The sequence below is a fragment of the Flavobacterium qiangtangense genome (assembly GCF_042658345.1).
Taxonomy (GTDB): Bacteria; Bacteroidota; Bacteroidia; order Flavobacteriales; family Flavobacteriaceae; genus Flavobacterium; species Flavobacterium qiangtangense.
Window position 1 is genome coordinate 567,221 of the sequence record NZ_JBHSQB010000003.1, and the last position, 18,400, is coordinate 585,620.

Annotated in this window: 25 protein-coding genes; 2 read left to right on the top strand and 23 right to left on the bottom strand. The window is 39.1% G+C overall.

Annotated elements, in window-relative coordinates:
- Nucleotides 1–81: 81 nt before the first annotated feature.
- The 18 genes from ACFPVY_RS02650 to ACFPVY_RS02735 form a co-directional block, all read right to left on the bottom strand.
- Complete coding sequence (locus ACFPVY_RS02650; protein ID WP_379790163.1) at nucleotides 82–510, bottom strand: putative quinol monooxygenase; 429 nt, start codon at nucleotides 508–510, stop codon at nucleotides 82–84.
- 290 nt (nucleotides 511–800) lie between these two features.
- A complete protein-coding gene (locus ACFPVY_RS02655; protein WP_379790164.1) occupies nucleotides 801–1,319 on the bottom strand; it encodes a GNAT family N-acetyltransferase in 519 nt (172 codons plus the stop codon).
- A 157-nt stretch (nucleotides 1,320–1,476) separates the two neighbouring features.
- The gene (locus ACFPVY_RS02660) at nucleotides 1,477–1,683 is read right to left on the bottom strand and encodes a DUF4177 domain-containing protein (RefSeq protein WP_379790165.1); all 207 of its coding nucleotides are present in this window, start codon (nucleotides 1,681–1,683) and stop codon (nucleotides 1,477–1,479) included.
- A 187-nt stretch (nucleotides 1,684–1,870) separates the two neighbouring features.
- Complete coding sequence (locus ACFPVY_RS02665) at nucleotides 1,871–2,146, bottom strand: hypothetical protein (RefSeq protein ID WP_379790166.1); 276 nt, start codon at nucleotides 2,144–2,146, stop codon at nucleotides 1,871–1,873.
- Nucleotides 2,147–2,235: 89 nt separating this feature from the next.
- Nucleotides 2,236–2,397, bottom strand: coding sequence for a hypothetical protein (locus tag ACFPVY_RS02670; RefSeq protein ID WP_379790167.1), 162 nt, complete (start codon nucleotides 2,395–2,397; stop codon nucleotides 2,236–2,238).
- Between the two features lie 132 nt (nucleotides 2,398–2,529).
- Entirely contained in the window at nucleotides 2,530–2,958 is a 429-nt protein-coding gene (locus ACFPVY_RS02675) for a hypothetical protein (RefSeq protein WP_379790168.1), read from the bottom strand.
- A gap of 130 nt (nucleotides 2,959–3,088) precedes the next feature.
- On the bottom strand, nucleotides 3,089–3,538 hold the full coding sequence (locus tag ACFPVY_RS02680) for a DUF6585 family protein (protein ID WP_379790169.1): 450 nt from the start codon (nucleotides 3,536–3,538) through the stop codon (nucleotides 3,089–3,091).
- Between the two features lie 69 nt (nucleotides 3,539–3,607).
- Complete coding sequence (locus tag ACFPVY_RS02685) at nucleotides 3,608–4,147, bottom strand: toxin-antitoxin system YwqK family antitoxin (RefSeq protein WP_379790170.1); 540 nt, start codon at nucleotides 4,145–4,147, stop codon at nucleotides 3,608–3,610.
- Between the two features lie 163 nt (nucleotides 4,148–4,310).
- Nucleotides 4,311–5,129 (bottom strand): DUF1963 domain-containing protein, encoded by an 819-nt coding sequence (locus ACFPVY_RS02690; RefSeq protein ID WP_379790171.1) that lies wholly within the window; start codon nucleotides 5,127–5,129, stop codon nucleotides 4,311–4,313.
- A gap of 116 nt (nucleotides 5,130–5,245) precedes the next feature.
- Complete coding sequence (locus ACFPVY_RS02695; protein WP_379790172.1) at nucleotides 5,246–5,434, bottom strand: hypothetical protein; 189 nt, start codon at nucleotides 5,432–5,434, stop codon at nucleotides 5,246–5,248.
- 385 nt (nucleotides 5,435–5,819) lie between these two features.
- Nucleotides 5,820–7,340, bottom strand: coding sequence for an amidohydrolase family protein (locus ACFPVY_RS02700; protein WP_379790173.1), 1,521 nt, complete (start codon nucleotides 7,338–7,340; stop codon nucleotides 5,820–5,822).
- A gap of 102 nt (nucleotides 7,341–7,442) precedes the next feature.
- Entirely contained in the window at nucleotides 7,443–8,183 is a 741-nt protein-coding gene (locus ACFPVY_RS02705; RefSeq protein WP_379790174.1) for a LytTR family DNA-binding domain-containing protein, read from the bottom strand.
- Between the two features lie 321 nt (nucleotides 8,184–8,504).
- A complete protein-coding gene (locus ACFPVY_RS02710) occupies nucleotides 8,505–8,975 on the bottom strand; it encodes a hypothetical protein (RefSeq protein ID WP_379790176.1) in 471 nt (156 codons plus the stop codon).
- Between the two features lie 14 nt (nucleotides 8,976–8,989).
- Nucleotides 8,990–9,583 (bottom strand): hypothetical protein, encoded by a 594-nt coding sequence (locus ACFPVY_RS02715; protein ID WP_379790177.1) that lies wholly within the window; start codon nucleotides 9,581–9,583, stop codon nucleotides 8,990–8,992.
- Nucleotides 9,584–9,668: 85 nt separating this feature from the next.
- A complete protein-coding gene (locus ACFPVY_RS02720) occupies nucleotides 9,669–10,346 on the bottom strand; it encodes a hypothetical protein (RefSeq protein ID WP_379790179.1) in 678 nt (225 codons plus the stop codon).
- A 19-nt stretch (nucleotides 10,347–10,365) separates the two neighbouring features.
- A complete protein-coding gene (locus tag ACFPVY_RS02725; protein ID WP_379790180.1) occupies nucleotides 10,366–10,728 on the bottom strand; it encodes a hypothetical protein in 363 nt (120 codons plus the stop codon).
- Nucleotides 10,729–10,738: 10 nt separating this feature from the next.
- Nucleotides 10,739–11,212, bottom strand: coding sequence for a tetratricopeptide repeat protein (locus tag ACFPVY_RS02730; RefSeq protein WP_379790181.1), 474 nt, complete (start codon nucleotides 11,210–11,212; stop codon nucleotides 10,739–10,741).
- Between the two features lie 26 nt (nucleotides 11,213–11,238).
- The gene (locus tag ACFPVY_RS02735; RefSeq protein WP_379790182.1) at nucleotides 11,239–11,466 is read right to left on the bottom strand and encodes a hypothetical protein; all 228 of its coding nucleotides are present in this window, start codon (nucleotides 11,464–11,466) and stop codon (nucleotides 11,239–11,241) included.
- A 1,112-nt stretch (nucleotides 11,467–12,578) separates the two neighbouring features.
- Between ACFPVY_RS02735 and ACFPVY_RS02740 the strand changes: the two genes are divergently transcribed.
- Together ACFPVY_RS02740 and ACFPVY_RS02745 are read left to right on the top strand one after the other, a co-directional pair.
- Complete coding sequence (locus ACFPVY_RS02740) at nucleotides 12,579–13,034, top strand: response regulator (RefSeq protein WP_379790183.1); 456 nt, start codon at nucleotides 12,579–12,581, stop codon at nucleotides 13,032–13,034.
- A 34-nt stretch (nucleotides 13,035–13,068) separates the two neighbouring features.
- Nucleotides 13,069–13,743 carry an SOS response-associated peptidase gene (locus ACFPVY_RS02745; protein ID WP_379790184.1) on the top strand — a complete coding sequence of 225 codons (675 nt, stop codon included), beginning with the start codon at nucleotides 13,069–13,071 and terminating at the stop codon, nucleotides 13,741–13,743.
- Here the strand turns inward: ACFPVY_RS02745 and ACFPVY_RS02750 are convergent, their stop codons facing one another.
- From ACFPVY_RS02750 to ACFPVY_RS02770, 5 genes are all read right to left on the bottom strand, one after another.
- On the bottom strand, nucleotides 13,744–14,220 hold the full coding sequence (locus tag ACFPVY_RS02750; protein ID WP_379790186.1) for a hypothetical protein: 477 nt from the start codon (nucleotides 14,218–14,220) through the stop codon (nucleotides 13,744–13,746).
- Nucleotides 14,220–14,603, bottom strand: coding sequence for a hypothetical protein (locus tag ACFPVY_RS02755; protein ID WP_379790187.1), 384 nt, complete (start codon nucleotides 14,601–14,603; stop codon nucleotides 14,220–14,222). The genes ACFPVY_RS02750 and ACFPVY_RS02755 overlap by 1 nt, the downstream gene beginning before the upstream one ends.
- Nucleotides 14,604–14,616: 13 nt before the next feature.
- A complete protein-coding gene (locus tag ACFPVY_RS02760) occupies nucleotides 14,617–15,126 on the bottom strand; it encodes a hypothetical protein (RefSeq protein ID WP_379790188.1) in 510 nt (169 codons plus the stop codon).
- A 1,356-nt stretch (nucleotides 15,127–16,482) separates the two neighbouring features.
- Complete coding sequence (locus tag ACFPVY_RS02765; RefSeq protein ID WP_379790189.1) at nucleotides 16,483–17,112, bottom strand: M949_RS01915 family surface polysaccharide biosynthesis protein; 630 nt, start codon at nucleotides 17,110–17,112, stop codon at nucleotides 16,483–16,485.
- A gap of 215 nt (nucleotides 17,113–17,327) precedes the next feature.
- Nucleotides 17,328–17,915 (bottom strand): hypothetical protein, encoded by a 588-nt coding sequence (locus ACFPVY_RS02770; RefSeq protein ID WP_379790190.1) that lies wholly within the window; start codon nucleotides 17,913–17,915, stop codon nucleotides 17,328–17,330.
- Nucleotides 17,916–18,400: the final 485 nt, after the last annotated feature.

Below are 18,400 nucleotides of genomic sequence, written 5' to 3' on the forward strand. Positions count from 1 at the left end.
AATCTTCCAAATATAAGCTTATTTCAAATTAAGCCCAATACCCAAATTGCTTGTAGCGTGTGTTAGGTGCCGGCTTTCTTTTTATTGTCTTAGCTTTGTAAATATTTTAGGCATCGTTTCACCGTCTATTGCTTCCATATCAATAAGCTTTAATGCTTTGACCATTTCTAGTGTTGTCGTTTTGTAATGTTTAAAATGTGGAGTTTGTAAATGAGCTTCATAAGCATATTTGTCCGCGTAGATTTCTAATATTCTTATTTCATTCGGTTTCTCTTTTTGTAACATAGGATAAATAGATACAACACCTTTCTCTAATCTTACAGACGCTTCTGCTTCTTCTTTGAGTATGGAAATATATTCGTCAAGATAATTGGGGTCGATTTCTATTTCCGATATTCGGATTATCATCTTGTCTGAACTTACGTTGATATTTTCTTGGGCTTTTTGGGCACAAGAGCTAAAAAATAAAATGGTCAAGAGAAACAAAAATTCTGTTTTAATAAATTTCATACTGTCGTTTTTTTAAGCTTGCAGCTAACTTGTTTTTATATATTACAAAGTCATACGTGTTCATCTAAACTAGCCGGACATGCACAACAAATTTACTTCCAATTTTTCCTCTTCTTAAAAGTCAAGAATATCAATCCGAGGAAAGTTACCAGATAAATCACTCCCAATCCTGGATTCTTGAAAGAGCTATTTTCGAAGTTATATTCTCTTGCCAGAGCCATGCCGACTGGAAAGGCAATGATCGCAAATAGAAAGTTAAAGCCGATTTTGTTTTTCATGTTGTGCTACTATTATAATTTAAGCTTCATCATTATATCGGTCTGCTCATCGTCGCCAAGTTTAAAAATATGCTTGTCAAATTCAACAAATCCGTTTTTCTTGTAAAAGCTGATGGCCCGCTGGTTTTCCTCCCATACGCCAAGCCAAACATATTCTGCGCCGAGATCGTTTGCTGTGTCGATTGCTTTTGCATATAAAACCTGAGCGATCCCTTTGCCGTGGTATTCGTTCACGACGTAAATTCTTTCAATCTCTAAAGCGCTGCTATCTTTGAGTTCTGTCTGAGAATCGCCAAAATTAACCTTCAAGTATCCAGTAATCTTGCGATCTGTTTCAGCAAAGTAAAATTGTGAATCGGTATTTGCCAATTCTTCCCAAAGCTTTTCCTTCGATAGGTTTTTCTCCAGGTAATTTAGCAAGTTCTTTTCAGTATTGCTTTCGGAGAAAGTTTCAGAAAAAGTTTGTTTGCTGATTTGCTGCAGTTGATTTATTTCAGATGGAGCGACTTTAGTTATCTTGGTGGTATTCATGTTTAGAAAATTAAGCGTAAAATTAAGGTGTGGGGTTAGATATGTCTATTGCGAACTTGGGAATCGTTTATTTTCCGTGAAAGATGAAATTTCTTGTGAAACTGCGAGTGAACTTACTAAAAAGTCGCAATTGTGGGGAGAGACACTGGCGGTTGTTTTATTGGTTTTTTTCTCTTTTGAAAAATAATATAACCTTTCTGGTAAATCCATTTAATGCGTAGTCAATAGAATTTACAAGTTCCCATCCTTGTTCACCCAGATTATTCAAAATTTGTTCAATTTCAGTTGAATCTATATGCATTGATTTCGATAGCTTGCTATCATCTGCTTCAAATTCTACTGTCTTATATTCGTATTTTTTCATTTTCTAATTATTTATAACATTTATAATTTACTTTTTTTTTTTATTTTTTTCAAATACAATTCCTATCGCGGCGGTAATGCTGTATAATGTTCCGGAGCATGGCGGGGTTGTGGAATAAAGGTGCGAGATTTTTCGGTTAAATACAAATTTCCAGTAAGCCAAATGCCCAGATCCGTTGTAGTGGCTGTTAGCGGCTGTTTTTCTTTTTGTTATAAATTAGTATGTATTTTTTCTCATACTTAATTCTCATTTCATCTTCATTAATTGAGATTATTTCGTCTGTTGAGGTATTTATATAATTTCCATCTTTATCCAAATCCCATTTTACATCAAGTAACTTTTGAGTTCCGTTTATCAATTGGGCATTTTTTGAATTTTTTCGAATTATCATTTTGTATATAATCATATTATTACTTAATAATTTCCAATTTCCAATTTCGGAATTTATTTCAGTAAATTTCATAAGATATGTGTGGTCTTGATTTAGGTTTAGTTCAGGTCCAATTGCGGCTACTTGAATATCTTCGCCAAAAGCGTTTTTATAGTCTTTGGTTATATATTTAACTTCATTGTTTTTTCGTCAACTGTTTTTATAAAATTCCATTCTCCAATTAATAATTTTTCAACTTCAACATTTTCATTTAATTTGCTTTGAGCTTTCCCAGACAAAGTAATGAGGGTAATTAGTATGGTAAGTAAATATTTTATTTTCATATTTTGGTTTTATTCTACTTCGGTCTTTGAATTTAGCGCTATTTTCGGATTTGCCAAATCTTCCAATACAAAACCAATTTCAAATTAAGCCTAATGTCAAAATCCGTTATAGTGGCTGTTAGCAGAGGTTTTTTATTTAATTTGAATCATTTCGATAAGTTTATCTGTTCTGTTTTTTATCGTGATTGTATCTGTTTTATATTTGTCTTTTGAAATTATTATTGTTAAATCATTATCACTCAAAGCAAAGCTGGTGATATGATGTATTTCAAAAACACCATTTTGATCAGAGTAATTTATAAAATCTTTATTTAATTCTTCTATAGCTACTTCATTTAATGCTTTTTTGGTTTCGGAGTCAATAATTTTTCCATCGCAAGAATTAATTAATATTAATAAAATTAATAGAAGCGAATATCTCATAAAGCGCTGATTAGTTCTAGTCTTCTTTATCATAATTTGATTTTTAGTAATTGCAACATTTCTGTTGTAAGAATTTAAAATTTTAATTTGATTGCCAAACCTATTTGTATTACTATTCTTCGAAATTTCGTCCAACATCTTGCACTACAGCGGGTTTATGATTAAATTAATCCCAATCTCCGGATCTTCCAAATCTTTCAAATACAAACTAACTTTTGATTAAGCCAATTGCCGAAATCCGTTGCAGTGGCTGTTATGCATCGTGCCTTTAGTCAATCCTGCTTTTTATAACTTCAACAATTTCCCTATAATTTTCAAAAATATCGGAAGAAATAATTAATGCATTACCATTTTTAAGATGCAAGGTAGTATAATGATATCCATCCGATATATTGATACCGCGTGTACTTCTTAATCTTGTTTTTTGTCCCTCTACGCTTGAAATAGAATCGAAGGCAATAAATTGTTTTGTTCGGAATACTAAAGAATTTTTTTCAATACCATTTTCCGTAATTTTCAAAGTAAAATCTTTAAACACACCTATTGAAAGATATATTATAAAGAACAACACAACAAATGCTAGAATTAAAGATACCTTTGTGGTTTCGACAGGATTTCTCAATCCATCTACGCAAAAAGATAAAATTAACAAAAACAGGAAAAGTCCAATTCCTATTCTGATGGAAAACAATTTTCTGAATTTTGATTCTATCACCATTTGATTTTATCTATTCCGTAGTTTACTGTATATGCATGACGTCCCGGCGCTTGGCGAGGTTGTGGAAAATCAATACTCTTTAATAATTACAATCTTGCCGTCTTCATCAAAAGTCTCACGCTTATAGATCTTACCGTTTGTATGGTAGTATTTCGATTTTACATTTCCTGATGGATAGTTGAAGAACGAACTACCTTCTGCCTTATCATCGACGTAAAAGATCTGTTCCATTAGTTTGCCGTCCTCAAAATATTTTCGCTTGTAGCCGTGCAATTTCCCGTTAAGGTAGGGAACGAGCCGTTCAATTTGTCCGTTGTCGTAGAAGTTGGTCCAGTCGCCCGAGCGCAGGCCATTACTGTAGGCGTATTTTGCTTTGAGATTTTGGTTGACATAAATCTCATATGCGCCATCTGGCAATTTTTCCTTGAGCGAATATGCAGAGCCGAGGCCCGCTCTTCTCGTTGCATCCGTTATAAATACATAAGAGGTATCTGCTTGATCCAGAAGTCGAAAATATCCCTGATCATCTTTTGACATCATGATTTTCTTCGCTTGTCCGAAACAAGAAGTAACAACAAAAAGGAGGGCAGTTATAAGTAATATTTTCATAACGGGTTGGCAGGGTTCCAGCGCTACTCGAGGTCGCGAACTTAGGATCAGTTTAATTTCGGTTAAAGATAAAATTTCTTGCGAAATGTAAACTTGAATAAACCACAAAATTAGCAATCTTGCCAAACGCGTGTCGTGCGTTCGGATTTCTTCTTTTCTGTATTTATGAGTTTTGGAATATTAAGACAGTATTATCGAAGTTTCGTTCTTTCAGATCTTTATCCTTTATTCCAAAATATCCCATTGAAGAAATATAAAAGTTATCAAAAAATTCTGGAATTGAATTTTCTGTTGAGAATTGAAATAAATTGATAAACTCATTTCGGATACTATCTATTTTTTCTTGATTTGTTTCAAGTCCATCTGATGAAAATTCTATTCCTAAATGCTCAAAAGCCCATTCCATTTTTACGTCACCTTGCATTGGATAAGCGTGTCCTAAAATTTGGTTGTTTTCATAAGTGAAGAAATCTTCTTCAATTTCATAATAGGAGGCTACATCATTTTTACTTAAGGTTTCTATTTCTAAAGTTTCAACGGATGGAAATGTGTAAATTGTATCGAATTTCATTTTGAAATCTCTAAAGCGGCAATCTTCATTCAGTTCGGCTGGAAAAGGTGTTTCGGTTAAATCATTTTCAGTCGAATACACAATTTTATGTTCTAAATTAAATTCAGATGGATTTGCGATAAAAAAATATAGCATTCCAACATCCGGTAAGGTTTTGTCAATGTCAAACTCGCTCACTTGTTTTAAGTTTAACTGCGCTAAAAAAGTCATTGGTTCGTTTTGGCTTTTTGGCCATTCAACATTCTTAGGTAAATCTGGTTTTCCGCCAAATTTTGAATCTCCGAGATTAATTTCTGATTGCTTTGCTTCAGCTTCTATGTTTATTGCTGGAATCAAAAAAGATTCAATTTCTTTTCCTTTTTCCCATTTAATCGCATTAAGCTGTTTTAAATATTCTGCTTTTGTTTTCATCTGTCAATAAGTTTTTATTTTGGTTTTCTATCGCTCGAAACTGATGAACAGCTTGTGTTATATGTATTACAAGGTCATACATGTCCATCCAAATTAGCAAATTAGGCGCAACAGATTTATCTATTTCTAATTGCCTTCTTCTTAAGCGTCCAGAATACCAGTCCAACGAAAGCTACCAGATAAATCACTCCCAATCCTGGATTCTTGAATGAGTTATTTTCAAGGTAATAGTCTCTTGCCAGAGCCATGCCGACCGGAAAGGCAAGGATCGCAAATAGAAAGTTGAAGCCGATTTTGTTTTTCATGTTTTAAGAATAGCGGATATTGCGTTAAAGATAAAATTTCTTGAGAAATGTTGACGTTAGCTCACCCCAAAAATCGCCTTTTCTTCTAATCGCTGTTATCACTTGGCGTGGTAGAAGTGCAATGCCTTGAAACTATTGCATTGTAAATTTTTTTGTTGAAGTTCCATTTGCACTGATGGCTGGCTATTTTTATGACAGTTGGGCAATCCAATACGGAGTCAAGCCTTACCTGCGAATTCTATTTCTTTTGCTTTTCTTCCGTATTTTTTTTTTGGAGACCATCACCTTTTTCACTGCACGAAACAATGAAGCATCTGCCATCCTATAAGGTTGTGTTTCCATAAGTGGTGTTTATAGGTCGCCGCCATTGGCAGGCAGTGCCTTTTCATTTGATGTACTCATCAATTTTGATAGTCCTGTTTTTGTTATTGGCTTCTTCTATCGCTTTCAGAATTGTCGCGATCTGAACCTTATCGATTGTGCTTTTGTCAGAGAAAACATATTCTATTGTTTTTGTGTTTTTCATGTCCTCTAATGGATTTTCTGAAAGCAGTACCAAATCCGAATCATATCCGACTTTAATTTTCCCAGTATTTGTCTTCATCCAATTACTCGGTTCAACAGTTGCTGAATAGAGTACCTGCGAGTTTTCCATGCCCAATCGCGATAAGGACTGCAGTTCATCATGAAGTGAAAATCCTGGAACGACCGTTGCAACATTCGCGTCTGTTCCGGCCATAATCGCAACCTTATGGTCAACCAGGGCTTTTGCCATGATATGGATCGCTTCCGCATAAGTTTTCCAATAAATCGATGATAATTTTTTTGCCTCTGGATTTTCGTCACCATCGTATTCGTACCCATTTCTGGTTGGCAACCAGCCTAATTTGTACAGTGGCGTCCCTTCGATTATTTTAGGGTTGGCATATTTCAGTTCGATTTCCCTGAGTTTTGATTTTAGATCAAATCTTTGGTTCAAAAAACTCTCACATAACCAGACAGTGGACGTAACGCTGATGTTGTTTTCTTTTAGATTTTTTGCTATCTGAACCGAACGCGTTTCAAAATAGCTGAGAAATTCCTTTGGATTTTTTGATATTGATTTTCCGAAATCATCCATAGCTTTCACCGTTAGTTCTTCCACATGCGCCACTTCTATCTGGCCTGATTTGTAAAATTTGCCTAAGCTGACCAATGGAATATGCCCGATAACAGGAATATTGTATTTTTTGGAAATATCCAGCGTGGTCTCAAACATTTCCGGATTGACAAAACCGTACATTTTGACCGCGTCATAACCTTGTTCCTTTATCTTTTTCAGCTCTTTTTCCGCATCGCCTTTCGTTGAATAATTGATTGACTGCCTGGTCCAGCTGTAGTAATGGCCCATTAGTCTGCTTTCGCTGAATATGGGTGGAGATGCGATAAACATTCGAGGCCCAATACCATTTTTTTGTATCTCTTTTCTCCATTTCAGGGCAATTGGTCTTCCTGCCATTTCTCTGACGGAGGTTACCCCGTTGACTAAATATAAAAACAAATCGTTTTTGCTTTCTTTTAGGTGCACGTGAGAATCAATTAGTCCAGGAATCAGATATTTATCTGTCCCGTTAATAATAACACTGTTTTTTTCGATAAGTTGATTTTTTCCTAACCGGATTATTTTACCATTTTTGATAACGACATCTTGATTTTTAATAAAATGCTTGCAGTCTTCTGAAAGTACATTTGTGTTTTTAATTTGAATTATTTCGGAGGACTTGACAATGGTGGCGACATCAATCACTTCAGTCGATTTGCCTAAAACCTCATGCAATTCATTATCTGCCCAGACAAAGACACCTATTAAAATGCCCAGCACTACGATAGTGACGTAAAGAATCCGCTTGAACCACAATTTTCCCATAATTTTTTAATTTTGTTTTGAGACAAAAATAGACTCAGACACGCTATGGTTCAACGTGTAATGAGAGATTAGGTACGAAGTGGGCTGTTTTAGGGATGAAAATTATAAAGATAGTAGGTGCTCCTTAAAATTTTTAGAGACCGGCAGCTCCATTTGAGTCAGGGCTATGGTATCTTGATTTTTCCAAGCTTTAAAATGCGTTGGATTTATCAGATGCGATCGATGAATTTGAACTAGAAAATCAAAATCTTTTTGAACTTTTTTAAGTGTGCTGCGAATTAGCTTTGTTTTTATTAGGCTGCCTTCCGTATAGAAAATTTCGACATAATTCTGAGCGTTGGATACACAAACCAGGTCGTTTTTTCTTATTTTTAATATGTCCAGTTTGTTTTCTCCTCTGATGGTAATATTTTCGTCTTGAATTGGAATTAGCTTGACGGAATAGATTCTTGCCAAGACAATAATTGGAGTGGAGATTAAAGCAGATTTGAGAATAATTACCTGCAAGAATTTCAAAAAGCCAAACCCTCCATTAAGGATAGGCGATTTGTAATAGGAATAGGTCAGCACTAAAAAGAACAAATGAAATAGTAAAAGGATTGCTATCTCAAAAAGAACATTCCATTTTAATGCTTTCTCAAATAGGCTTTTTTGAATTACTGCAATAAAGCCATAGCATAGAAATGCAATAAAACTAAATCCAGCACTTATAAGAATCCATTGTTTTGAACTTATTGTTCCATCATCAAAGGGTCTGATAAAATAAGCGAAAATGAAAAGCCAAAAACTGATAAAAATTCCGATTAGTAGGTGATTCTTTATCGAAGGATTTATTTTTTTCATTATTCGAAAGCGATGATTAAATGGTTGGTATTGTTCGTTTTACCGTGTTTTTTGGGTGTATTGCTGCCTAAATTATAGCTTTACAACGTCATGGCGCATGTCAGCCTGGTTATGGCTACATATGGGCTGCTTGATTAACATTCTACAATGCTACGAAAAAAAAACAATTCAATTGTCATCTCTTGGCCCATCAAAATTTATTTTTGAAGAAATAGTAAGTGCCTGGGCATCTGTCAATTTGTGCTGACCGCCCTCGACATCTTCAACAAAGAAAAAAACGCTGCCATATTGGTAGCATTTTCTACACGTTATCGTATGAATTTAATTCAATACCGAAATCCAGTTCTGAAACCGAAAAGTAAGCCGTAACCGGATTCTCAACTCCTTTGGTTGCAACTTTCCAGCAATTGCTGAACCAATCATCAAAAATTTCATATTATCATCGTTGTATTCCTCTAATGCCTCTTCAATATCTTCAATACCCTCATCATCTTCGATGTCTTTTACGCGATCCCAAATAGTTTGAGGCAGAAATTTTGCTGACCTCTCGCATATCAATAGTCCAACGTCACCGGTAACTTTAATGCCTTCCTTGTCTGTCCCGAAGAATGTTGTGTCAAGATAGTCATGACGGTATTCAAAATTAAAAGCTGCTACATCGCTTTGTTGGATGCCATCAAATAAACAAATGTTTTCGCCATTGATGAGGCTTTGGAAATCAGTGATCAAAAATGGGCTTATCGATTCAAGGTGCTTTTTTAGTTGCTCATTCAGTTTTTCAAGGGATTCCATAAAGTTTTAACAGGTTAAAGTTTTAGTTTTTCGGCGATGGTCTCGGTCATTCTGTTCGCTACCACCAGATCACAGAAATTAAAATAGACAGGGCTGTCCATATCGGTAACCATGTATTCAAAGCCGTACTCAAAACGTTCGGTAATGACAGGAGCTCCCAAGCCGTATTCGTTCAGTTTTTGCGCGACAGAAGGTTGCACTCCCGCTTCGGCTATAGCCGTGTAGAGCAGGTGATTGATGTCCTGTTGCACCCCGTCATATTCTCCGGATGACTCATATATTTCCATATACAGGCCAAAGATAAACTGCGAGACCTTTCTGAATTTCTCCGACTTACAGGTACTGTACTCAAAAATGCTATAAAACTCCCAGTCGCCCGGACTGTACATAAGTGTGCGGTCTTCGCTAAACGGGTCCATGGTCAGGTAATCGGATTGTTTTCGAAACGAAATCGCAGCGTAGTTATCGCTGGGTATGATGTCGAATGAAATTCCGTTTATCCATTCCAGCTCCATAAGCTCGTCCTTGTGCTGTTCGAAAAGATCTGTCAACGCTTCTTCGAGCATCGGTACAATCTGTTTTACTTTAGGTGGTAATTCGCCTGTCATTTTTTTCTGATAAGGATTATTGCTATGTACATTGGAAAATCTGCGAGACCAGTTGGTGCTCGTTTATTAATAATTGTATCATAGCTTACTTTTTAACGCCTACCCAGTTCCTGTCCAGGTCGCTATAGGGGTAAATATTTAGCATCTTCAACATTTCTACGAACCCTTTGTGGCCAAAGTTTCCTACCGTGACCAACTCTTCTTCGAATATCTCAATACAGAGCAACAGGTGGTGCTTGCTGCTGCCAATTTTAAATTCCTTGTACACATCAAAAAGGATGTACTTGTTTCTGCCGTCATCGCCCTTCAGCATGCAAATTTCGTAGGGGTTAAACGCTTTGTCCCGCGCGGCACCCGCAATCTGTGTGAATGTATCGCAAATTCGTCTCTCGATAATATTAAATGGGGCAGGAGGATCCTGATTGATATCATTAAAAGGCTGCCTGGTAAAAGCCACCAGTTCATACGTTCCTTTTTTGTTTGGCTTCGGTCCTTTACCATCAGGCTTTATAAGTTCCATGGTTGTAAGCCCGGTTCCGGGAATGTGATTTGGGAAATAATGCATATCAACCGACCCAATCGTTATTCCGCCAATTATGCCAAACGGAATTACAGCGTGGCCTACAACAGCTGCCGATATACCTAGCACACCCTCAAGCGCCTGCTGTTTCGAATTATAATGTGCCGCGAACCGCTCGTTAGAAACTTCATTATCAGGGTTTGGCTCATCGCCGCCTCCAAATAGCTTATTGAATATCCCCATGATTTTGTGTTGATTAATATTATTCGATTACCAGCCTCACGCGGGTAACACCCTGCTCATCATCATATTCTTGATTGTACACTCTTTTTCCGATTATTTCGTTGATGGCTTTCTTAACATTATCCAGATTTCCGCCCAGTTCCAGGGTGACGTCACTTGAGTTGTTATAGCGGTCCTCATCTATGAAGTCAGAGACGTGCAGGTAATACCTATCCAAAATATCTTCAAGCGGATATTGAGAGTCCTCTTCATCTTCCAGTTCGTAGCTAAGGGCAAATACATAATGATCTTCTCCAAGGTCTTTATATATGTTACCATCAAGCAATTCGAAATTATTATTGCTGTTGTATTTATCCAGCGATGCCAATTGAATATTCTTCATAGTCGGTTTCTTAGATATTTTTCTTTGCTTTTGCTGCACACTTTCCGTTAGGAAAAATATTCAAATACTGTTGCGACCACCTGGCGTTGTCGCCGTCTGCCTTCATCAGTTTTTCGCAAACCTCCCAAATGTTGAAATCTGCCATCTCCTCATCATATCCTGTATTATATGACTTTATGTAAAATTCCAACGCCTTTTCATAATCGCCTAAAAAGAAATGGCATACGCCGATCTGGCTTTCACAACTTCCTTTCTCTACGGTGTCGGTGGAATTTTCGGCAATTGCAGAGAACAAAGCGATTGCCTCATTATACTGTTTCTTAGGGATGAGCCTGCATGCCTGGTTAAAAACCGAATTATAGGTAGCCGCATCCATATTGTCTTTCAGCGAAAGCTGAATCTTCTCAATATCTTCCATTGAAAGCTGTCCTGAATTCACTGCCAGTCCTTCTTTCTTTTTAAAAATTCCGCTAAAAATTCCCATGTTTATATTTTTTATTTATTTTAAAATTAATACCTTCTCAGCTTTGCGTATTCATCATAGAAGTCCATCCACTCGGTAAACTTTGCATTACAGTCCTCTTTCGGCAATCCTTCATAAGGGTCACTGCCTTTGCCTCCAGGTGATAAAGCTTCGAGCCAGTAATGCCTGTCAATATTTTCATGGCTTAGAGCATCCTGAAGTCTGACGGTCTTAGCCTTCAAATCATCGTTGGTGCAATTAATGTATATAGTCATGCATTCGAATTTGTGTGATTATAATTTACTAAGATTAGGTTTGCTGCTTCACAAGCGCCTTACTATTTGATACCTATTAACTTTCTCCATCATAACTACTGAGGAACTTCGCGACTTCTTTCGAGTCGGCAAGCTCTTCAAATTCAATCAGCATCTTTCAAGTCAATCATCTGCACCAGCATGCTGTTTAAAATGGAGTGCCTAAAAAGTTCTAAATGAAAGCTTATCTCCAAAAGTGAAGCTGTTCATATATCCTGATTCAGGCAGTTCTCTAGTGGTTACTGCATTGGAATACAAGACTTTCCCAGCATATTTCGTTGCAGATTAGCGAATTCCTCAGTAAGTTTCTATTCTTCAAATAAGCTGCGTTTTGCTTCTTGTTTTTCAATATCTTGCGCTTGTCAAACAGTTAAAGAAAGACTCAAAATAAGTAATAATAGGCGTGCCGATCTCATAAATTAATGCTTATGGTGTTTATTGATTTGTTAAAAACTTCCAAATATAAAAAAAATACTGTAAGATTTTTATGGTCGGTAAAAATTAATAAAATGTTGCTTTTTCTGAGGCAATTGAGACAGAATACGCGTAGATTTCGGCTAAAATCGCCACCAAACCGCGGACGACGCGGCAACCGATGTTCTTTAAACGACCCGAAAGAGGTTATGGGATCAGAAGGAAAGTCAAAATAACGACTTGCATTTGAATCCTTGGAGCTAGCCAAAAACCAAAGCGGGCTTCAGTCCGGATTCAGTTGCAAAGCCAGCACCAGCGCCGGAACTTGACACGCAAAGGTCATACCTTATCAACATGGATTTTGTAAATGGAACAAATCGATTGGAAAAACCAGATCTTTGGTGTATACGGAATGGGGCGCGGGTTTTTGCTGGTAGAATAATTTTATAAAGATAGATTGGAATTTTATAACATGCGATTTGATGCGTAGCTTTATTTTTGCCCCAGATTATATGAAGTGGTATTCTGAATTCTAAAATTTGTGGAAAAGAGATGAGGAAACTTGTCTCTTTTTTTATGTGACTGCGCGACCCAAAAATATCTTAATGTGCTTTGCAAGGTGGAAAATTATTGTAAATTTATGGTTCTAAAATTTACTTATGCTAGAAAAAGGCGATAGACTGAAAGTCATATTGGTAGACGACGATCCCGATGACAGGATGCTTTTTGAGGAAGCATTTTCTGAGTTGAGGATTGAAAGCGCCCTGTTTTTGTTCCAAAACGGTTTGGAACTGTTAAATCATCTCTATAGTCCCGAAACCGCAGTTCCTGATTTGATCTTTCTGGATCTGAACATGCCGATAATGGGAGGGATGGAAACATTGGAAAATATCAAGAGAAGCGAAAGGTACGCGAAGGTGCCGATTGCCATTTACTCAACCTCAAGTCACGAACGCGACATCGAGGACACGCTCGCGCGCGGGGCGAACATCTACATCACCAAACCGGCGGATTACAATAAGCTGAAGAAAACGCTGGACGAAGTTCTCAAGATTCAGTGGCAGTATTCGACCAGCCACTTGAAGCTTGAAAATTTTGTTATGGTGATTGAATAGCTTTTCGTAACTTTAGAAGTCTAACTGATTTTGTATGTGCAACAAACGGAAAGCCTATTCTTCTGATGAACTCGTTTACGAAAAAAGGTACAACGCCAGCCTGCTGTTTGACTTTTCCGATTTTGAGTCCTATATGGATGCGTTCACGCATCCGCCTGCGCCAATCCTTTCAAATGACGATCCCGAGGCAATTTCCTTGCGCAATTGGGGCGTTGTCCCGCCGAGCTGGAAAAAGCCCAAGGAAGCGATTTGGAACGGTACCATCAACGCGAAGCTGGAATACTTTGCCAAGCGGTATGCTTGGAAGGAGATCACCCACCAGCGATGCCTGGTCCCGACTTCCGAGTATTACGAGCACCATTGGAACGACGCGAAAGGCAGGAGCAAAACGCTCTACAAGGTGCGGCATGCCGAGGCGGCACTGTTTTCCATTGCCGGCCTCTGGTCCGATTGGGTCTCGCCGGAAGGGGAGGTGCTAAAGACCTACACGCTGGTGACAACGCAGGCCAATGAGATCATGCGATTCGTCCACAACAAGGATGCCCAGAAAGATTACCACAGGATGCCGCTGATGCTGAACCCTGAAGACGAGCGGGAGTGGCTCGATCCGAAAAATGACTACAATGATTTCGCATTTCCGAAGTACCAGCCCAGATTATCTGCATCACCGATGGAACCGCCTGTTGCGACGCAGCTGCGCCTGTTCTAGCTATTTTTTCTTTTTCTTCTTGAATAGGTCCAGCTGCTCGCGCTCCCTGTTTTCAATTTCTACGATATTTTTGGTCTCGTCCTGGTCGAATGAAAACTGGTCGTCGATATACCCGTAGGATTGGTACAGGTCGCCGTCCAGGTAATAGGAGTAGATTTCAAAGTTGGACTTCTCGAGCAGTTCTGAAACTTTGCCCATGACAAATTGCCCATTGGCTTCATCATCCCTCAAAAGAAAATCCGTTTCGATGAACAGGTTCCCCTTAAAATCCTTGTCCCAGTCGGCATTGATCTTTGTGACCTCCACCGGGAAATCAAAGCCGTTGTAATCGTCGTCGCGTTCCAGCACCGTTATTATTGCCTTTCCATCCTTGACGAGCTGCTTCACCTTATTCCAGACTTCGCGCTCATCAAAGTGATTTAATAAGGACGGCACGTCCTCCTTTGCTATTTTTGCCTGTACTTTATAATTTTCCATCAGTCGTAGTCTTTTATGAATGCTAAAAATGTTTCGTCCTGGTTTTCCGAATGGTGGGCGATGTGGAGCGCATCCGATTCGAGTTCGTCAATTACCTTCTGGACTATCAGGTTGTCAAAGGTCTTCCAGTCTTCCCGCTGGTGGCGGTCAAGCAGGATGCTCACAATGGAGTACGTGCCAGGAGCCTTGATTTCATTTTCGAAATCATATACAAAATTTTCCAGCTCGCCGATGTGCTCAACGACAGCTACAATTTCTCCCTGTCCTTCGTTCAGGAACGACCGGAGTGTCAACGCGATGTCTTTTGTTACGGACGCGGTCAGCCGCTCTCCTGTCAGCGGAATTTTTACAGGAACCTTGAATTCAACCAACGCATAGCTCATACCATGATTTTTTTTAGTCAAAATAAACATCTATATCTTTTCTTCTTTCGTCTACTATAATCCTGCTCTGGTTTTCCTCAAAATGTTTTTTCATGTACTCTAGTATTTCTTCCCTGGAAGTTCCGTACGCCGGCGCATTTTGATCTTCAAACTGAAAGGTGATGAAACAGCTTTTGAAAAGATGGGTCTTGAGCGTCTGGTCAACGTAATCCCATCCGGAATCCAGCTCGCAGCCGAAATAGTCTATCTCGGTTCGATCGCTGGCAAGCCTTTCCGCGATAAATTCCCGAAGGTTTTCACCGTCAGGAATGGGGCAGGTTTCATATTTCACTAGCAGCGTGTGGCAGTTGTCGGGCATAATTTCATTTTCTATACTAAAATTACGACACCAACCCGCCAGAAAATTTATACTTTTCTGATAAACAGTTACATCCTGAGACCATTCCCGAAAATTTGGCGCCTTTTCGATGATCTGTTTGCTATTTTCTTCCTGTGAACCCTTTGCTTGTTTGTCTGAGATCAATCTTGAAGGGACGCTATCGAGCTCCAGGAATGAATAAAGACTGTATGCGGAAAATCGTTTTCCTTGCAACGAGGTACTTCTATAAATCTACATCTGCAACAATTCCAGCTATTCGGCCAGAATCTGGCAAAGGGTCGGCGCAATAGAGGCTATCTTCCGCTGGAAAGAAACCGGGACCTGGTGCTGCGGCTCGAATAGCACAGCCGCCTGCGCGCATGCACTGATAGAAAGGGACATGGATAATTAGGGAGCTCAAGAGCATACAGCTCATCTAGCAGAAACTTGTTTATCCAAACGGTACTGAGTCTTTTGCTCTTTGTGGTTCTTGGCGGTATGGCAATGAGGTTTCCTTCAAAATTGAAATCTTCGCTATGGAACGACTCCTAAAAGTAGCTTGCCTGCAGCTTTGGAACTATAAGGGAGATTGCAATAAGCGTCCTTGCCATTGGAGATTGGCGGATGGGCATGAGCAGCTGTCCTCCAGCAGATTTTAATCGGCCGAATTATTTATTTGGTGATTATTAATGCAAATGCAGAGGATATTATGGCTACCTTAGCTAATAAGAGGAATCATGGCATGATTGAACTTTATCGAAAACCTTGAAAAATCGAGCATGGATCGCCAATTGGAAATGTGTAATTTTATTGCAGATTGCGGTTCGCTCAATAGGATTGATTTAGAATTGGTGGGACACGCTCCTGTAGAACAGGCGCCGCAGCAAGAACAGGTTGAAATTTATCTCGGCATATTGTAAGGGTTCAGGAAATGAAACGCACGTTATTGTCACATAAGAACGATGTAAAATTATTCCTCTGGAGTTTCTAAATTGCATTGAGAGCCTTGGGGGCTCTTGACAATTTAGCAAGCAAGAGGCGTTATTTGATAATGCCTCTTTTCTTTTTGCTTAGAATTCGCCAGAGATTTACAGCAAGTTTGCCGGTCGCTTCAATGCCGCGATAGAAGGCCTCGACGAAGCGAACATTTAGCTTCTGACCGGGCGGATTCGACACATACCGGATTAATTAGTGGATTAGATAGTGGATTTGCTATAGCCCTGATAGTTTCCTACAATGCCCTCCGCTGCATTGCTGCTCATGTGAACTGAAAGCTTCGTAGTGTAGCAAAAAGTTGCAGCCGGCAAAAGTGCATATTCCCTTACGAATGCCGCTAATCCTATATTTTATTGTTAAAGATCTGGGGGCCTGCTTGCTTAAACCATTCCGGCGAGCCCCGACGCTATGGAATAGAGCTTAATTTTTAGGATGCATAAATAGGGAAAATAAAACAGCGACTTTCTCATGAAATTAATCGCCCAAAATTGCTTGCGCGTGCGCTGGAGGCTGTGCGCTGTACCGCTACAGGCTTATATTTTTAGTCCACATTTTTTTGGCGTACTCCCTGAAATAGCCAGGTGCGTCATTGAAGGCTTTGTCGAAAGTGTAATTGCCACCATCATATTCTGTTTCAGAAATTTTTACACGACTTTCACCCCGCATTGCTGCTTTATGTTTTCCTTCATACCTGATGATTTTCATTTCGGAAGGGCTTACATCACCGGTGCAGGCCAGTTTATACATCACCCAAATTTCTCCAATTCCGTCATTATCCAAGTCTGTTACATGCAGCGTGTTAGTTAAGAAACTGGCTTCAATGTCAAGTGGGCAATCTTTGACGTAATCGTATAGTTTCCAATTCTGTTCGATAGTGTTGTTTGATCTGATAAAATGATAGGCGTAAAGTGCGGCATCTCGCCCGCCATTGTCAGCGGCCTTAGATTCAAATTCTCCAGTTTCACTGGTCACTGCAAAATTTTCACCTAATCTGTCATTCCAGGTTATCCCGCTTTTAATGTTTCCGCTGTATTTAATTTCCTTAGGAATTTTGCCTGCGTCAATAGTTGCAATTGTAATTTTATGCTGTCCGATGCCTCTTGAAGAGAGAAAAAAGAAAAAGAGGATAGGTGTAGTATATTTTAAAGTTGTCATAAGTGCTGCTTATTTTTTCGAGTTGGCCGGGTGCATAACCGCTGCGGACTTTGCGCGTATTTGACCTTAGGGCTCATTATTTTCCAATAGCGATTAAATTGCTTGAAAAGGCAGGCTTTAAGCTCATATAACAGTGCCTTTGGCACCGGTTTCCTAAGCAGAAATCAAGCAGTCTGTAGCATCCCGGTCAGGATTTCGCCATTTTCGGCCTTCCACTAGATCTTAGCATAAGTTGCGGTCAGGTCCAGCAGCATCCATTGCTTGGTGTTGAAGTTGAACATATGTTTTTTCAAGGCCAGCGAGAAATGCGGTTCGCTATCTCTGGCAATTCCAATAACTTCGCCGAACTGGGCATTAAATGCCGGATTCAGATCGATTACCTTTACGTGTCCGTTTTCCTGTACAGCATAGCGGTAGGTCTTCATCGATGTCGTATACTCGAGCAGCAGGGGAATATTTAAGGCCATATCGAAGTTTAGGTAGGAGATTGTCTGCTCCGGAAAATTGAAGCTCAGCAAGCTGTCGCCTGCTCCGTGCGATCCGGCTCTGGCCTGCGCGAAATTTTGGGGGCTCTCCGGATTATAGAATCCTGAGAAGACGCCATCCAGGGTAGTATGCGGACTTACCAATTCCAGTAGTATATCCGTCGATTCGATGCCGTCGTTATTAAGGTCGACAGCTGCCGCCGCCTGTATAGCCGTAATTTTGTAAGTGCCAGCGAAGTCGTCACGATAGTTTTGCGCGTCGTCGGAACTGCAGGATGCAACCGCGAGCACTAGAAAAGATGCCAGAATTTTTTTCATGATGGATAATTTAGTTGTGTAGGCCAAAGCCTGCATTAGAAATTAGGAATATAAATATAAGAAACTTTTCGACAACTGCGTATTTTCCTATAATTATTTGCTGGCTTCGTATTGAATGGTTTAAAATTTAGGATGAATATATTTCTGTTTAGTACCGATAGCAGTAACCAGGAATACGCATGCAATGTACAGGAGGTGGCAATGCGGTAACAGTGAGACGCAATAGTGTAACGTGGAAGGACCAGTATGAGCTACCTTGCTGGGACTTAACCTTAAACAATCGCCCCAATGATTTGTAAGAGACTCTACAACACCATCCTGCAAAATTGCAAGGAGATGGAACATGCTATGTACCGATATGGTATAGGCTGCGCGAAATTGAAGAAACTCGATTTTTTTGCCATAGCGAAGACATTCGAAAAATTGAAATTCAATACAGAAGATAAGGACGCCAATACAAAGATAATAATGAAAGGCTTTTGCAG

Excerpts from the sequence above, each read along its gene's own strand:
- ACFPVY_RS02650 (WP_379790163.1), bottom strand. The coding sequence starts at position 510 with ATGAAATTTATTAAAACAGAATTTTTGTTTCTCTTGACCATTTTATTT.
- ACFPVY_RS02655 (WP_379790164.1), bottom strand. The coding sequence starts at position 1,319 with ATGAATACCACCAAGATAACTAAAGTCGCTCCATCTGAAATAAATCAA.
- ACFPVY_RS02660 (WP_379790165.1), bottom strand. The coding sequence starts at position 1,683 with ATGAAAAAATACGAATATAAGACAGTAGAATTTGAAGCAGATGATAGC.
- ACFPVY_RS02665 (WP_379790166.1), bottom strand. The coding sequence starts at position 2,146 with ATGAAATTTACTGAAATAAATTCCGAAATTGGAAATTGGAAATTATTA.
- ACFPVY_RS02670 (WP_379790167.1), bottom strand. The coding sequence starts at position 2,397 with ATGAAAATAAAATATTTACTTACCATACTAATTACCCTCATTACTTTG.
- ACFPVY_RS02675 (WP_379790168.1), bottom strand. The coding sequence starts at position 2,958 with ATGTTGGACGAAATTTCGAAGAATAGTAATACAAATAGGTTTGGCAAT.
- ACFPVY_RS02680 (WP_379790169.1), bottom strand. The coding sequence starts at position 3,538 with ATGGTGATAGAATCAAAATTCAGAAAATTGTTTTCCATCAGAATAGGA.
- ACFPVY_RS02685 (WP_379790170.1), bottom strand. The coding sequence starts at position 4,147 with ATGAAAATATTACTTATAACTGCCCTCCTTTTTGTTGTTACTTCTTGT.
- ACFPVY_RS02690 (WP_379790171.1), bottom strand. The coding sequence starts at position 5,129 with ATGAAAACAAAAGCAGAATATTTAAAACAGCTTAATGCGATTAAATGG.
- ACFPVY_RS02695 (WP_379790172.1), bottom strand. The coding sequence starts at position 5,434 with ATGAAAAACAAAATCGGCTTCAACTTTCTATTTGCGATCCTTGCCTTT.
- ACFPVY_RS02700 (WP_379790173.1), bottom strand. The coding sequence starts at position 7,340 with ATGGGAAAATTGTGGTTCAAGCGGATTCTTTACGTCACTATCGTAGTG.
- ACFPVY_RS02705 (WP_379790174.1), bottom strand. The coding sequence starts at position 8,183 with ATGAAAAAAATAAATCCTTCGATAAAGAATCACCTACTAATCGGAATT.
- ACFPVY_RS02710 (WP_379790176.1), bottom strand. The coding sequence starts at position 8,975 with ATGGAATCCCTTGAAAAACTGAATGAGCAACTAAAAAAGCACCTTGAA.
- ACFPVY_RS02715 (WP_379790177.1), bottom strand. The coding sequence starts at position 9,583 with ATGACAGGCGAATTACCACCTAAAGTAAAACAGATTGTACCGATGCTC.
- ACFPVY_RS02720 (WP_379790179.1), bottom strand. The coding sequence starts at position 10,346 with ATGGGGATATTCAATAAGCTATTTGGAGGCGGCGATGAGCCAAACCCT.
- ACFPVY_RS02725 (WP_379790180.1), bottom strand. The coding sequence starts at position 10,728 with ATGAAGAATATTCAATTGGCATCGCTGGATAAATACAACAGCAATAAT.
- ACFPVY_RS02730 (WP_379790181.1), bottom strand. The coding sequence starts at position 11,212 with ATGGGAATTTTTAGCGGAATTTTTAAAAAGAAAGAAGGACTGGCAGTG.
- ACFPVY_RS02735 (WP_379790182.1), bottom strand. The coding sequence starts at position 11,466 with ATGACTATATACATTAATTGCACCAACGATGATTTGAAGGCTAAGACC.
- ACFPVY_RS02740 (WP_379790183.1), top strand. The coding sequence starts at position 12,579 with ATGCTAGAAAAAGGCGATAGACTGAAAGTCATATTGGTAGACGACGAT.
- ACFPVY_RS02745 (WP_379790184.1), top strand. The coding sequence starts at position 13,069 with ATGTGCAACAAACGGAAAGCCTATTCTTCTGATGAACTCGTTTACGAA.
- ACFPVY_RS02750 (WP_379790186.1), bottom strand. The coding sequence starts at position 14,220 with ATGGAAAATTATAAAGTACAGGCAAAAATAGCAAAGGAGGACGTGCCG.
- ACFPVY_RS02755 (WP_379790187.1), bottom strand. The coding sequence starts at position 14,603 with ATGAGCTATGCGTTGGTTGAATTCAAGGTTCCTGTAAAAATTCCGCTG.
- ACFPVY_RS02765 (WP_379790189.1), bottom strand. The coding sequence starts at position 17,112 with ATGACAACTTTAAAATATACTACACCTATCCTCTTTTTCTTTTTTCTC.
- ACFPVY_RS02770 (WP_379790190.1), bottom strand. The coding sequence starts at position 17,915 with ATGAAAAAAATTCTGGCATCTTTTCTAGTGCTCGCGGTTGCATCCTGC.